Below are 15,616 nucleotides of genomic sequence, written 5' to 3'. Positions count from 1 at the left end.
TTATGCTTAGCACAACCAAAGATTAAATATATGATCTATAAATCTACAAATGAACTAATTCCAAAAAGTAAATCTAAATAACAGCGAGCAGCGAGTGATTAAAGAGCCCAATACAAACTGCGAACATTTTGGCTTGAACGAAAAAACGACTTGGAAAATCGAAGAACTGAACGCAACAACGAAAGAGCTACATCAAGGACCAAAGTATTTTTACTCGAAAATTTTACCATTGAAGTTACCCTTTAAATCGGAAACGTGGCTTTGAACCTTGTTTAAAACCGTTTTAAAAACTCCTCAGTTTGTCTGCATTAGCAAATCATTATTATTATGAATCACCTTAGAAGTCCAACCAGAAGTCGTAAGGCTTTGAATACAAATTTAATACAACTTATATTTTCACTGTACTTTTTGATTTTAAACTTCTGGATTTTACACTTTTTATTAATATAATATTTACAAATAAAACTTTAAATTGTCTTTCAAAATGCTGACACGTACTGTTTGTACATAGACATATAAAGCACGCTGGTAATGATGTAGCAAAGTAAGAGTCAATATTTTACTAAAATCCATTTTCACTGGATAAGGAACATTAATGAAAAATAATTTTATCCGTAAAGTCAAACTTCAAGGAATTCACAAAAGGTATAACCTAGAAATTGACTTTAGCGATTCTCTAAATATCCTTTATGGCCAGAATGGCACAGGAAAGTCTACGTTGATCCACATTATTGCAAACGTAGCAAATTGCGATTTCATTCGCTTCGCTTTTTTAGAGTTTAAAAGAATTCAAGTCATATACTCTAATGGAGCGTATGTCTCTGTTTCACAAAAAGAAAGTGATGGTGAAATATTTGTGTCCATTGAAACTCAAGCAGGTGACTTTTTTGAATTTAGTAAAAGAGCTGCTTTTGAGGACATTAGGGAATATGAAGATGATCGATTCACTAGAGAGCTAGTACCTGAGCTTTCAGGGAAAATAGCTGAGTTTGTAAAAAGCAGTAATATAAAGCATATCGATACATCTTATTTTCCCGCTTTTAGAACTATGCTGGAAGCATGGTCTCTACAGCATGATAATTGGAAGATGCGTAATACTAAGCGGACTCGGGAAATTAACACAAAGCAGTCCACATCGTTTGCGAGGAATTTATTCGGCCAGTTTCTTCCATCAATTAACTACCCTTCACCGATAGAAATAGAAAGTAGATTACGAGATGAAATTAGGGACTGCCAAATAAGAATTGCTAGGTATGAAAGTTCAGTTTTTTCAGACTCATTTGTAAAAGTTTTTTCTGCATTACTTGAAGGCTCTATAGTCGATTCCTCGGCTCATGAATTACTTTTTGAGATATCGCAACTAACAGAAGAGTCAAATGCAGATAAATTTGGTGATGTTGAAGAGAATTCCAATACATATCGTCAACTGCAACGGCTAGTTAATCAAGGTAACATAGAGAGTTTAGGAAGTTCTGCTTCCGGTGCTCTCACGGTTTATAGGGACGCATTGAAAGAAAGAAGATCGTTTCGAATGGAAGCGTTTAAAGAAATCGATACGTACTTTGATGTTGTAAATTCATTTTTAGATAAAAAAGAACTTGCCTATCACGCGATTAATGAAAGCCGAAGGGTCCCTAAAGTTGGCTTAAAGTTTCCTGACGATTCTTGGAGTAGCATAAAAGTTATGTCATCGGGCGAAAGGCAACTATTAACAATGTTATATGCGGTTAATAGAATGAGTGGTAACTCTGCTGTTTTAATTGATGAACCGGAAATATCACTACATATAGACTGGCAAGAAGATCTTCTCAAAAAGATGATGGAGCAACTAGGAGACCGACAAATTATAGTTTGTACTCATTCGCCAGCAATTGCGGCTGACTTTGATGAATATATGAAAGAAGTCAAACCAATGTTTAGTGACCTAAAAACTGATGAAACATCATTTCTTATCGATGAAGATGAGGATGACTTTTAATGGAACCAAAAAATGACATTTCTAAATATATAACCAGCGTCAAAATGAGCTCAAAAAAAAGAATTCTCGTAGAAGGAGCAGACGATAAAGACCACATCTCAAACTTGTTGAATGTTCTTGGTAAAAACAAAATTAAGATCGATTCAGCCGAGAGAATAAAAGGGGATTGCAAACATACCTCTAAAAATAACAGAGCAAAAATAGAAAAAATTTTTAATATTTGCAAGGACTCAGTTAAACATTCGAATCTATATTACCTATGTGATAGGGAATTTAAAGCATTTAATGTAGAGGAGAAGATAGTAGACATGATGGTCGACCATAAAACAGATAGAAACCTCAGTTGGACTATTGGCCACTCTTTGGAAAACTACTTTATAGAACCTGATCTAATTGCAAATGCTTATAGATACCTTACTAGCTCCGAATACAAGAATAATGCTGCTGAAAACTTTAAAAGTTTGTTACCTTCTGCTCTAAGGATGATAGCAACTATTACGTTGGCAGCCAGGGAAATAAATAAGTGCTCTTATCCATTGGGCGTTATTCGTTGGGACGACTTCGAAATAATTGCGAATGAAGTTACCCTCAATATTAATGTTTGGAGAGCTAATGAGAACCACGAAATTCTCAGTAGGTTCAAAGAAGCCTTTAATAAGTATAAACCCGTTGTCGAATCCTCTGATATAAGCGTACTTTCGAGAGTATGTAGAGGACACACTGCAATGCAATTGCTGCAAAGGATTTTTGCATTATGCTTGTTTCAAGCTGGCTCAAAACAGGATGAAAACTTAGCAAAAAAAGCAGCTGTCGATTTTTCCAAAATAAAGGAAAAAAATGTCTCGACAGCTTTGTGTGAATCTTGGCTAAAAACTATTGCAGATGGCAGTCCCAATTACCCTAGTAACTTAATTTTATCCGTCTCATAAATTGTGAAAATTGAGACCTTGGCTGATATATTTTTTATATTTTAAATGTGTGAGTTGAGGTTTTAAATGAACAGAAAAGAAGAACAAGTAATTAGGTGTACACTTAAGATATTAAAAACTTAAAACAGGTCTTCGCTGGTAATAACTGCGGAGGGGATCGTGGTGACCCTTCAGTTTCATGCATTCTAACTGCTAAATAATTACAGTTAAACTGGTGACAGAAGTATCTAGCTGTGGCTAATTTCAACATTTTGTTTGGGTGAAAGCACGCTCTCACCACGCTGTAGGATATAGGTGCTTTCATTTGGTACCTAATCTAAACCATTCTATGCGATACAAACGGGTTGCCGTAATTTAATCAAAAAAATGTTGCAACCCAATTGCGACGGTAGACGCACCAAGGGCAGGGCCAACGACGGGAATAGGGGCCAATACTGCATAAGCATCCGCCGCCGATTTATAAGTTTAATCAGCGCCTGAGTAATTGAAAAAGCTTTGTACAGCTTAAATACTGTTTTACTTTGACCAGCCATGACTTAAAGCCTGCTCCGCAAATACTAACAAATCCTCAATAGGGCACTTGCACCAATCTTAATAAATTCAACCAACTAAAACTCTTACCAAATTTAATCAAAAAATATCAATAATTTTATTTGTCAATTTGTGCTTTGAATTGCTAAACCTAACAATGCAAAGAACAGTTTTAGTCTGTTCTACACATACAACATGCTAAGCAAAGGGAGTGAATGATTATGGCACTTAAACCAACAACCACAGCACAAGATGCCTATGTTGAAATGTTTGAGAGACACCATAGCCAAGCGCATAATGAGTTGATAGATAAACTCAATGAAGTCGCCTTAAAGCTTTATTCAATCTCGATGGATAAACATTACCTAAGAGACGCAATCTTGGTTGAAGTGTCAAAAGCACTGATGGAGACCAAAAAGTATTTTCGCGCATTAGAGTCCAATACACCTCGCAATTATGAAATCGAAGGCAAGCTCGTCATGCTATGGGGTTTAGCCGCAGCTCCACTTAGCATGTTAGATAAAGAGCTAGGGATATTATGTGAATTAGAAGACGAAAACTGGTTGCACCCAGATGGCTGGACTAATGATGAAATCATCGAGTTTGGTGTAAAATTAGATTTAATATCGCGGACATTTATGCGTTTGTCATTTCCAGTATCTGTTTGGCATTAGAGAACTCAACACAGTCACTTAAAAAGATTGAAGATAGCTAATGGAGTTAAAGTTAAAACAAACACACAGACTTAAGTCAAACATAAACTGTGCCATGAATGACTCAAAATGAATCTTGGCTTGAAAGTTATATTATTTGAAAACTAAGTTAAGTCCGATACTGGTAAGTATTGGACATTATAAATATGTTGCGCTTTGAACCGTTTAATAAGTGTAGGTGATCACTTAAAACCTTAAACACAAACCTAATTTAACATAATATAAATTATAGGTTATAAATTGATTTTCATAATATCTGCGTTAATGTGTATTTTTTTGAACACCTTCATTCACATACAAATGCCCCCGTCATAACGTAGGCTCACCGAAATATCAAAAAGCTAAGAACTCTAATCAAACATCAAGACATCTACTGCTCTCTATTGCCTTATTCTGTCAGCTCGTGTTTCACTCATTAGACAGCGAAAAACTAGAGTGCTGTTTATAAATTAAATTTTAATTAGACATGTGAAAATGAAATGAATTTATTGCTTAGCTATTAAGCTGAAAAAATGAAATATATGTAGTATATCTACCAAGCTTTTTACTATCGAATGTTAAAAATCTAAAACAGCGCTTAAGTTAATCAAAAATGCATTTCGTATGTATATTATTTACTTACTAAATACTCAGACATAAGCTGACTCGTACCTTATTTAACCACAAACTAAGTAGACACTTTATCAATAGTTCCTAATTAAAATCCAAAATAAATAATTTAAATCAAATTCTTTATACAATCCAATTACAATGAATTACAAATAGCCAGCACTCCAATTCACAAATATTATAATTCGTCTCACTAAAGTAAAACGCCTAACCAAAAATTTAGTTAGGCGATTAGCCAGTTAGCCAGTGATGATTCGAAGCATTCTACGTAAAGGCTCTGCAGCCCCCCATAAAAGCTGGTCGCCGACTGTAAATGCGCTAATATACTTTTCACCCATTGACAGCTTTCTAATCCTACCGATTGGAATATGTAAAGAACCTGTCACTTTAACTGGCGTAAGTTCTTGCTCCGTGACGCTTCTTTCGTTTGGAATCACTTTAACCCATTCATTATGTTCATCCAGAATGCGCTCTATTTCACTGACTTCGATGTCTTCACGCAATTTTATGGTCATTGCTTGCGAGTGACAACGCATTGCGCCGATGCGCACACATAGACCGTCTACTGGAATTGGTTGCTTAACCGAACCTAAGATTTTGTTAGCTTCTACTTCAGCCTTCCATTCCTCTTTACTCTGACCTGACTCCATAGGAACATCAATCCATGGGATCAAACTTCCAGCAAGCGGAACTCCAAACTGATCTTTTGGTAATGCATCATCTTTGAGTTTATCAGCAACAATTTTATCAATTTCCAAAATAGCAGAAGATGGATTATCAAGCTGCGCACTTACGCTGCTATGAATTTCGCCCATTTGAGTAATAAGTTCTCTCATATTACGAGCACCTGCACCTGAAGCAGCCTGATATGTCATAGGGCTAACCCATTCAATCAAGTCTTTTTCAAACAGACCACCGAGTGCCAGCAGCATTAGAGAAACTGTACAGTTTCCGCCAACAAACGTCTTAACCCCCTGCTCTAGCCCTTGCTGAATGACGTCATTATTTACCGGGTCAAGTACAATGATACTATCACTGGACATTCTTAATGCTGATGCAGCATCAATCCAATAACCTTCCCACCCAGCATCTCTCAAGGGTTGATACACTTCTTTTGTATAGTCACCACCTTGGCAAGACACAATAATGTCCATTTCTTTTAAAGCAGGTATGTCATATGCGTTATTGAGCGGTTTGGCTTCACCCGCAAAGTCTGGGCCTAATTGACCTGACTGGGAGGTAGTAAAAAAATGCGCATCAAGGTGAGCAAAATCACCTTCTTGTTGCATACGCTCCATCAACACAGAGCCAACCATGCCACGCCAGCCGATAAATCCTACACTATTCATTACATTACCCTTTATTTATTTAAAATTACTCATTGCGTGAGGGGTACGTCTAGACGTCTAACCTATCAAAATTAATCAATCAGCTCTAGTACTTTTTAAGCCAACTAAAAAATAACTCATATCAGCTCATTTTAAATAGATTAGCGACCTGTAAGATAAGGTAGGTTCTAGAGAGGCAAGTATAACTTCAGGTATAAAAAAACCCCGCAGTGCGGGGTTTGGATACAACATGTAAAGGTTGCGTCCAAGCTTGATGCTGCGCATCAAACTAGAACTCTGTTTAGGCATCATGTTTATTTTATGTAAACAAAACACCTGAATATGGTAAGGATATGCGATAACCTTTTTGTGCTAGCTATTATGAGTCAAATTAGTACTATTTTCAAGTAAAAATCAGTCTTAATATTGATCTAGATTATAAAAAAAATCCAAATCTAATATATGTTTACGCTTACGTAAATGTAATATTTCTCAATTGAAAGTTATTAATTATAAACAACAATATCTTCTCTCACGTTTTAGACGTGCATAAGTGGTACATATTTAAAAGAATTTAAAATAAATATACTAATATAAAGATATAATTATTTTAATAATATCAAGAATAAAAAAGACCACTAAAAAGTGGCCTTTTTTCCATGGTGAGTTATTTAAAACTCAATAGCAAAATCTAAGCTTACTTGTTGCGCTGTTTCTTTAGAGCGGATCAATGCACCATTTTGTTCAACCTCAAAGTCTTGGCCAAGCAAGTTCTTCACTTTAAAGGTAACTGTCGTGCTAAAGGTCGGATAATAGCTATACACAACATCCAAGGAGTTAATTGGTTGTTCGTAAGCATCATCAAAGCCGTTTACACCAGCAGCTAGGATACGATCTCCGAAAACGTTATATATAACCGAGCCCTGATGATTGCCATCATGAGAATCATAGTTCAACTGTAAGTTAGCAACGTACTTAGAGTGACCAGTCATGCGACGCTGAAGGTTCGTTAAGTCCCCTCTTGCACTCTCTAGGATTTCAACTTCTGAATCACTTACTGTTAAGTTACCAGAAGTGAAGAACGCGCCACCTAAGAAATCAGATGATAATTCCACCAGCCATTCAGCTTCAAGACCGTATACATATGCCGTATCTGCGTTTTCAAACTCTAAAGTAAAACGCCCGTCTCGCTCGTTAAGCTGAGCTTCGATAGGTTTTTCGATATCTTTATAGAAGGCACCAACTGAGAAGTTATCACCGCTTTCAAAGTAAAACTCCACACGCACATCAAAGTTATCTAAATTACTTGATTGTAACGTTGGGTTACCCAGTGTTCTGTAATCTGTGAGTGGGTCTTGATACTGAACTGGTGTTAATTCACGTAGGTCCGGTCTTACAATCGTTTGACCCCAGCCAGCTCTGATTTGATATGTAGGCTGGCTATATGTCATAGATAATGCAGCAAAAGTCTCATCTTCCATTACTGAGGCTTGCTGGATTGCTTCACCACTTAATTGTTCGGTTAATAAGGCAGAATCAAATACAGAACGTGAGAATGCAAGTGCAACCTGTCTGAAGTCTTCATACCTTAAACCACCAGAAAAGCGCCAATCATTCGCATACACATAGTCAAAACTACCATAATATGCATCAGTTTTTTGTGCTGCTATGTAATCATCGGCAGTTGGCTCCTGGAAAAGAAGCTCTACTTCTGTATTATCAACGCGCTCGTCATCACGGAAAATACTGCCTATACCCAATGCCTCATTTGCATTAGTAGCTAAAACGATATTTTCTGTTGGACCAAAGCGATATTTAAAGAAGTCTGTTTTATATTCACGTGTTTTATCTACGTAATATGCACCGCCTTTGAGCTCTAGTTCTGAAGAGTCAAAATAGAATGCTTTTGACAAATTCCAACCGTAGTTTTCAACCTTATCTTCCATATCTACAAAACGATACAGGAACGGGTCACCACCTAATGGACCGCTCGTATACGTGTCTGTATAAACACCATCTGTATAACGATCTCTGGCAGTGATTTCAAGTTCACTTGGAATATCAGTCGTTGCAGTTGAGTCCGTGTACTGCCAATCGAACCCTACGCCTTTGATAAAGTCGTATTCGATATTGTGCGTGCCACGAAATTGAATAACTTCTAACTCACGTTGCTCGAACGAGGTAAAGTTTTTACGTTGTATTTCACCACTTTCGATACTTAACGACTTTGAAGGCTCTTGATAAAGAGAAACTGACGCCTCATCTTCTGTATCTCTGAGCATCATGTAAGACGCATTTAAGTCATGGCCATCAAGTTTATAACCCAGGTTGAGGGATGTATTTAACTTAACGTTTTTCTTAGTTGATTCTTTGTCTGTTCTCGCAGAATAACACTCTAGTTCAGACTTACCACAATCTTCCGGTTTTACATCGACAGACGACAGAACCGCTGAGTACCCTTTACTATGAGACCACTCATGATCATAAGCCGCTGAGAACAAGAATCCAAGTGCGCCACCAAAGCCAAAAACGTCATCAAACTTGTCACCATAGACGATCTTTGCGCCAAAGTCTGGGTCCAAGTCTTTTTCAACCATACCAAAATCGCGGTGCAATGATTTAGTCAAAGACTTGTTGATAGCGATCGCTTCGTCTTGAGAAACGGCTTCACCACGCTCTTTTGATTCAATATCACGAATATTTAAAACTGAAATATCCGAAATACCGTTGATATATTTGTTAAGCGCCGCATTCATTGTGCTTGGCATTGCGCGTAGTCCATCGTCTTCGCCTAACCAATCGTCGTCGCTGCCATTATATACAAAACCAGTACTGTTCGTATCTTTGTGCGTTAAACCAACTTCTAGCTTTATTATGCGATCGTTCGGGATGCTCTTGGTACGAATATTTACATCGCCACCACCAAACGCTGCTGGCATATTAGGTGAATACGCCTTTTGAACAGCCAATGACTCAATAATGCTGGATGGGAAGATATCCAATGGGATAACGTTACGTGTTAAATCTGGACTCGGTACTTGCGCACCATTTAGACGAACACTAGAGTAACGCTCACCAAGGCCTCGTACATAAATAAATTTGTCATTTACCAGACTCAGACCTGTAACACGGCGTAGTGCTGATGCTGCGTCACTGTCACCTGTACGAGAGATTTGCTCAGCGCCCATGATATCAGCAACAAAGGCTTGGTTCTTACGCTCTTCAATGACAGCACTTGCACTGCCCTTTAAGCGGCTTCCTACCGCGACAACTTCTTCAATTTCTTGTGCAGTCTCTTGCGCCATAACCTGTGCAGACAAAGGACTTAAAAGAGAAAGCAAAGAAATCGTTATCAAATTTGTTTTAAACATTTTGATTGGTTTCATTTGTAATTCCTCTAAACCAAAATTTCGATTCACAAAGGGCGCATTAAAGCGCCCTTCAATTTTTTATTTTATGGCTTAGATTATTTTGTACGTTCGATTGACTGTGCTACGAATTTTGCCCAGTTTGTGTCCGTCTCGTCTTCACCTAATGCACCAACATATGTTACGTCAGTAAAGAATGAATTCTCGTCGCTAAGCTTTGATGACTCAACGCTTACATTGTTACCATCTTTATCTTTGATAGTACCGTTAGTAGTCGCTAAATCTGCACCAAGTACGTTTTCAAATGCGCTGAAACCAACTAGTTGGTTACCATCTTCTGTGAACCACTGTTCGATATCAAAATCAGCCAAATCTCCGTCTAACACGATATTTTCAGGTTCAAAGTTATATGCACAAGCAAAAATTGAGTTGTGGAACTTAATGTCACCAGCTTTTGCATTTGCATGAACGCCTACCGGACCAGAACCTTCATTTTTGTCATACAGGTCAAAACATGCAGAACCTGCTTCAGTACCTTTACTTACGAACAACATGTTATGAAGTTGAGCTTTACCCCACTCTTTCATCTCCATGCCAGCACCGTGACCACGTGGACCTTTAATACCGTTGCTCACTACTGTCGCATTAGCAATTGTTGGGTTAGAAACCGTTGTTGCTCTGTCTGCGCCAGCATCAGTCGTCGGGTCTTTTTTGCCACCATCGGTTTCAAAACCATGGTTACCTTGGTTAAGCGTTTGAACTAGGATGAACTGACCGTTACCTTTCCAACCTGTATCCCAGTCAATACCGTCATCAGCAGTGTCTGTTACAACAATATGCTTGATGTTAACTTGGCCACCAAATAGCTCAATACCATCGTCGTAACCTTGGTGGATGTGGATATATTCAACTGTAGTACCTGAACCAACCGCATTTAATGTAATAGAGTTAAGCTCATCACCCTCTACACCGTTACCTGCAAATTTAACAACAACATGCTCTAATGAACCACTGTTGTCAGCATCGTTGTTACCACCGTAATAAGACACTACACCTTCAGCAGGTACATTACACATGCCTGATTCAGCTTCAGTTTTAGTACACTCTACGGTTGTCGCTAAACCGTTAATCTGGATACCACCCCAGTCCTGCATTGCAGGTACTGTTGATGCATCACCGTCGATTTCTTTGATAGAGGTGAATGTAATTGGCTTGTCAAGCTCACCAACCGCATGGATTTTAGAACCTCGGCCAATACGCACAAAGCTATCAGCTTTAGTAAATGCAATCGTCGCACCTGCTTCAATTGTCAGAATTGGACCATCAAGGTCAATTGTGCCGCCTTTAGAAGTATCAACATCATCACCGATGAAAAGTGCACCTTCAAAAATGTGCGAGCCGCCATTTGGTAATGCTTCTAATAAGAATGAAGACGAGATGCTCTTGCCACGGCTAGCGAATGATTGCGGGTATTTACAATTAATACCTTCTACGTCACCTTCAAATGTAGAACCGCCAATTGTGTAACTTGCACATGTAGGTCCTACAACTTTATCACCGTCGTTATCATCACCACCGCCATTATCACCACCACCAGTGCCTGTATCTGGAATAACGACCGGATTTTCAACTGAGTTGTCTACATGATTGTCGTTATTTGTAGGTGTGATATTGATGTCGCCGCCACCGCAACCAGCTAGTACAAGAGCAGAAGAAATTAAGCTTACTTTAAATAAACCAGAAAGGTTCATGTTGGTCTCCAAAGATATAATTGTTATAACCGTATTTATTTAATGGAGTTAGAATAGGTATTACGTGTTACAAATGGGTGACAGATTTTATAACTTAAGATGACAAGGATAATTTTATTTAAAATAAAAAAGCCACCCGAAGGCGGCTTTGGTGTTGCGAATAATTATTATACTTTACATTAAGGATTCTTTTAAACTCTGTTTATGAAGCTTTTCATTTTTTACGTATTTAATCCATTGACGCGCTAACGCTGCTGATTTTTTATGCTTTTCCGCTTGTTCAAATGCCAGTATAGATGCGTCGAAATTTTCCAAATTATACTGTGCCATACCAAGCGCAACATACGCATTTGACTCAAAATTCAACCCACCTTTTTCAAGCGCAGCCCTTGCGGCGTCTGCCGCTTCGTCAAAATGCTCTAGATTAATATATACTTCCGCTAGTCGCTGCTGAAATTTACCATGAGAAACAAGCTCATCAGCAGATTTGAAAAACTCGATTGATTTTTTCTCATCACGCGCTTGTACGTAGGCTTCCGCAATAAAAGATAAGTTCTTTTCGGTATTTTCGATTACCTTATTCTTTATACCTTCTTGCAAAGTCTGCGCAGCTTTAAATGGCAAACCATTGTATAAATAAACTTGAGAAAGCTGTAGTACTTCAGATTTGGTTTTAATAAATCCACGCTGTTTAGCCGTTTCTAAAATAGCAAGCTGCTTTTCTTCAGCTCCAACTTCACCATACATACCTCCAAGTTGGATCCAATACTGCGGCTTATCAAAAAGCTTAACCATCTTTTCTAACGTGTTTACCACATCCGTAGGTTGATTTAACGAATAGTATAAAGCACGTTGAAGTACCAACCAGTTCTCTTTTGGTACTTCATTTTTAGACTCAGCAAGTGCAATCGCAGTATTAATATTTTCAAGAGCCTCTTTATACAATTTATTCTGATATAAAGCTTGGGCCTTCAATGTATAATAGTTTTCTTTTACTGGCTGAGTATTTAATGCTTTCCAATCATCTAAATACGAGACTGTTTTTGCATAATCGCCATTGGCCATGGCAAGTTGCGCTAAACTGAACGTCGTGGATAACTTTAATGACTCAGGAATTGCCTCTTCAGCCACTACGAGTTCAAAAGATTCAATCGCTTTATCTAGCTGGTTTTCGTTGTAATAAATAAAACCATAAAAGTTGTGCATCATAGCAACTTCATAGGAGTTCATACTCGATGAACGCGCTTTAATTGAATCTAAAACTTCTAGGCCTTCTTGCACATTGCCATCATCAGCAAGCTTCTGCGCCCTAGCAAGTTGGCTATATACCTTTTCTCTGAGCGCCGGGACACGTTTTGTTTTAGTCGCAGCATACGCATTTGAAAGTGACACTTCAGGCACTAAAGACACCAAACTAATAGACGCGTTAATGGCTAGAGCCGTCGCACTAAGAACCAGTATATTTTTGATTAATGTCATAATACAAACTCCTAACTCTACCCATTAATTTGGAAAGTGATTTTGTTTTGTACACCGCCAACTTCAACGGCTTCACCGTTAACTACACGCGGCTTGTACTTAAACTTGAGGGCAGCATCCATTGCGGCACGGTTGAAAATATTTTCAGGCTCAGCTTGTACAACCACAGGATCTCGTACTGTGCCTTGCTTAGTGACCACAAACTCAACAATGACAAACCCTTCAATTCCTCTTGAAAGTGCACGTCTTGGATATACTGGCGCCACTTTTACAATTGGTAAGTACTCTCCGTCACTGGACTCAAGTGCTAATCCCCCTGCTAAATCTACATCAGCATCTACATTTGCAGAGAAATCAAAATTTGCCCCCGCTGCATCTAGATTATTCGCCTGCATTTGTGGCGCATCCATAGGGGGAGGCGGCTCTTTAGGCGTTGGTGGCTTTTCAGGCTTGCGCTCTTTCTTTTCAATCGTTTCTTCTTTTTTCAATCTAACAAAGTCAAGGACGTTGCCTTTGACAGGCTCAGTGGCAGTGCCTTGACCGCCATTGATCAAAGCCTGCATACCGAGAAACAAGAAGAATGTAACGACACCCGCAACTAATAATGCAATTATGTAACGCATTTTCTTCCCTTAGGACTCTTGTGCAGCAATAGATACATCAAACGCACCTGCCGCTCTTGACGCGTCCATTACCTTAATTAGTATTTCAGTCGTTGCCTTTTTATCGGCTTGAATGACAACACTGCCCTGCGGGTTTTCTGCTTTTAAACGCTCGATATTTGCTTGAACAGCTCGAATATCGATTTGACGTTTATTAATCCAGATTTCCCCTTTGTCTGAAATCGCAACCAGAATATTGGCACGTTGCTTTTTCACGGCTGTTGCAGCTTCTGGTCGGTTAACATCTATCCCTGCTTCTTTAACGAATGAAGCAGTCACAATGAAGAAGATAAGCATGATGAATACAACATCCAACATCGGCGTCATGTTAATTTCTTCGGTTTCTTCTTCTTGGAAAACTTTTGCTAGAGGGGCTCTCATTTTTATACCTCAAATTCTTTAGTGATCTAACAGCAATTTATCTTCTAAAAGCTCAACTTCTCGTTTCGCTTTACGCTGTAAATATGTAGAAGCGAATACTCCTGACAATGCCGCTACCATTCCGGCCATTGTCGGTATGGTCGCCTTTGATACGCCTGCAGCCATTGAACGTGCGCTGCCTGAACCTGTAATTGCCATGACGTTAAATACTTCAATCATGCCTGTAACCGTGCCGAGTAGACCGAGTAAAGGACAAAGCGCTACCATCACATTGATGAATGGTAAGTTACTGTTTAGCGCAATACCTGCTTTAGAAATCATGGCTTGGCGAATTTGCTCTGCATTCCAACTGTTTCTTTCAGCTCTATCTTGCCAAGTTTTTACCGTCTGCTTTTTATAGCCTCTGTACTTACCAAAAAAGTACATAAAACGCTCCAGGATAAGTAACCACATAGCAAAGGTGACTACTGCGATGACCAGGAGAACCTGGCCACCCGTATCAAGGAACTCTTGTAGTGCGGTGATAGCATCTACTAGTAGCACCATGATTACGCTCCCTTTTCACTTCGCTCTGCGATAATGCCTGCGCTTTGCTCTTGAAGGATAAGAAGCAGGTTACGTGAACGTGTATTCAATACTGTGTACAAGAATACCGTCGGGATAGCGACGACAAGACCAAGTACCGTAGTTACAAGTGCTGTCGAAATACCACCAGCCATGAGCTTAGGGTCACCTGTACCAAACAAAGTGATTGCTTGGAAGGTATTTATCATACCGGTCACTGTACCAAGTAGACCCAGTAATGGCGCGACCACTGAGATGATCTTAATTAACGTTAAGTTACGTGTAATTTTTGGCATTTCGCGTAGAATTGCTTCGCTTAATTTAAGCTCTAACGTGTCATAGGCAACATCAGGATATTGATCTTTGACTTTCATTACACGACCAAGCGGATTGTCATCCTTTGCCACATCTGATTTAAGCTGACGTTTGATCTTAGCGCCTATTAACATAAGAGATGCAAAGCGTTCAAGTGCGATTAAGAGTGCAAGTGCACCGACAGCTAAAATAACGTAGCCAACCACACCGCCTTGCTCTACTTGCTCTTTTCTATTTGGTGCTTGAACTAATAGCCCTAAGATTGAACCGCCCGTTGGGTCTAACGCAAAGTCGACATTACCTGAGCTTGCACCTTGTAGATCAGCCGCGCTCTGTTGGAAGCGAGAGACAGGCTGACGAGTCAGTTCTGAGATTGTGTTTGTTTCTTGGTTAAAAGTTAGGTACTTGCCATCTGCGATAAGGTTAAAAGCACCAACACGCATAACTTCTTTATTAACTTTCTCGCCACCAGCAACAATGACATCAGTACTATAGCGGGTAACCTTACCCTGCTCTGTCATTTCGCGCTGAAGCTCAAACCATACTTTTTCGATGTCTTCTATCGACGCAAGCTTGGATGTAGAGCCCATTTTTTTTGCCATCTCATCCATCACATCACTGCGATTTTGAATTTCAGCAGAGACAACTGACGTTCTGAATTTAGAACTTGCATCACCTGACGCTTGCTGTAAAACACCGAATAGCTCTTTTAAAGAGCCCATGCGCTTAGATAAAGTATCGCTGAGGTTACCTAGTTTAATTTCATTTTCTTCAAACTGGGTCTCCATGCGCTCAGAGCGATTTAACTGGTTGTTTCGATCTGATACGAGTGCGTTCAACATTCTCACTTGCTGATCTTCACGCGATCTGAACTCAGCTTCACGCTGTTTATTTTGCTGAGTCTGCGCAGCTTGACCTGATTCTAACGTTTTAAGTAGCGCATCTAAATCCATCGCTTCATTTGCAAATGCGGATGCACTTAATGCCATTGAAGATACAAGTAATGCT

Annotated in this window: 11 protein-coding genes; 3 read left to right on the top strand and 8 right to left on the bottom strand. The window is 39.1% G+C overall.

Features of this window, described 5'->3' with window-relative positions:
* Positions 1 to 595: 595 nt before the first annotated feature.
* The 3 genes from N477_RS16020 to N477_RS16010 all read left to right on the top strand — a co-directional run bounded on the left by N477_RS16020 (position 596) and on the right by N477_RS16010 (position 4,112).
* Complete coding sequence (locus N477_RS16020; protein ID WP_063361701.1) at positions 596 to 1,978, top strand: AAA family ATPase; 1,383 nt, start codon at positions 596 to 598, stop codon at positions 1,976 to 1,978.
* Positions 1,978 to 2,907, top strand: a complete 930-nt coding sequence (locus N477_RS16015; protein ID WP_063361700.1) for a DUF4435 domain-containing protein — start codon at positions 1,978 to 1,980, stop codon at positions 2,905 to 2,907. Before N477_RS16020 ends, N477_RS16015 begins: the two co-directional genes overlap by 1 nt.
* Before the next feature lie 752 nt (positions 2,908 to 3,659).
* Complete coding sequence (locus tag N477_RS16010; RefSeq protein WP_155731926.1) at positions 3,660 to 4,112, top strand: hypothetical protein; 453 nt, start codon at positions 3,660 to 3,662, stop codon at positions 4,110 to 4,112.
* 887 nt (positions 4,113 to 4,999) lie between these two features.
* Here N477_RS16010 and asd read toward each other — a convergent pair.
* From asd to N477_RS15970, 8 genes are all read right to left on the bottom strand, one after another.
* Positions 5,000 to 6,109, bottom strand: a complete 1,110-nt coding sequence (asd, locus tag N477_RS16005) for an aspartate-semialdehyde dehydrogenase (RefSeq protein WP_063361698.1) — start codon at positions 6,107 to 6,109, stop codon at positions 5,000 to 5,002.
* A gap of 650 nt (positions 6,110 to 6,759) precedes the next feature.
* The gene (locus N477_RS16000; protein WP_063361697.1) at positions 6,760 to 9,474 is read right to left on the bottom strand and encodes a TonB-dependent receptor plug domain-containing protein; all 2,715 of its coding nucleotides are present in this window, start codon (positions 9,472 to 9,474) and stop codon (positions 6,760 to 6,762) included.
* An 80-nt stretch (positions 9,475 to 9,554) separates the two neighbouring features.
* Positions 9,555 to 11,207: a hypothetical protein gene (locus N477_RS15995; protein WP_063361696.1), complete on the bottom strand. Its 1,653-nt coding sequence runs from the start codon at positions 11,205 to 11,207 to the stop codon at positions 9,555 to 9,557.
* A 174-nt stretch (positions 11,208 to 11,381) separates the two neighbouring features.
* The gene (locus N477_RS15990; protein ID WP_063361695.1) at positions 11,382 to 12,686 is read right to left on the bottom strand and encodes a tetratricopeptide repeat protein; all 1,305 of its coding nucleotides are present in this window, start codon (positions 12,684 to 12,686) and stop codon (positions 11,382 to 11,384) included.
* A 17-nt stretch (positions 12,687 to 12,703) separates the two neighbouring features.
* Positions 12,704 to 13,309, bottom strand: a complete 606-nt coding sequence (locus N477_RS15985; protein ID WP_063361694.1) for an energy transducer TonB — start codon at positions 13,307 to 13,309, stop codon at positions 12,704 to 12,706.
* A 9-nt stretch (positions 13,310 to 13,318) separates the two neighbouring features.
* Positions 13,319 to 13,729: an ExbD/TolR family protein gene (locus N477_RS15980; RefSeq protein WP_039610430.1), complete on the bottom strand. Its 411-nt coding sequence runs from the start codon at positions 13,727 to 13,729 to the stop codon at positions 13,319 to 13,321.
* An 18-nt stretch (positions 13,730 to 13,747) separates the two neighbouring features.
* A complete protein-coding gene (locus N477_RS15975) occupies positions 13,748 to 14,275 on the bottom strand; it encodes a MotA/TolQ/ExbB proton channel family protein (protein ID WP_063361693.1) in 528 nt (175 codons plus the stop codon).
* A 2-nt stretch (positions 14,276 to 14,277) separates the two neighbouring features.
* A complete protein-coding gene (locus tag N477_RS15970; protein ID WP_419555244.1) occupies positions 14,278 to 15,597 on the bottom strand; it encodes a MotA/TolQ/ExbB proton channel family protein in 1,320 nt (439 codons plus the stop codon).
* Between the last annotated feature and the right edge of the window lie 19 nt (positions 15,598 to 15,616).

Source organism: Pseudoalteromonas luteoviolacea H33-S, assembly GCF_001625695.1.
Taxonomy (GTDB): domain Bacteria; phylum Pseudomonadota; class Gammaproteobacteria; order Enterobacterales; family Alteromonadaceae; genus Pseudoalteromonas; species Pseudoalteromonas luteoviolacea_B.
Note: the sequence above shows the minus strand (reverse complement) of the source record. Positions and strands in the feature narration are given on the sequence as shown.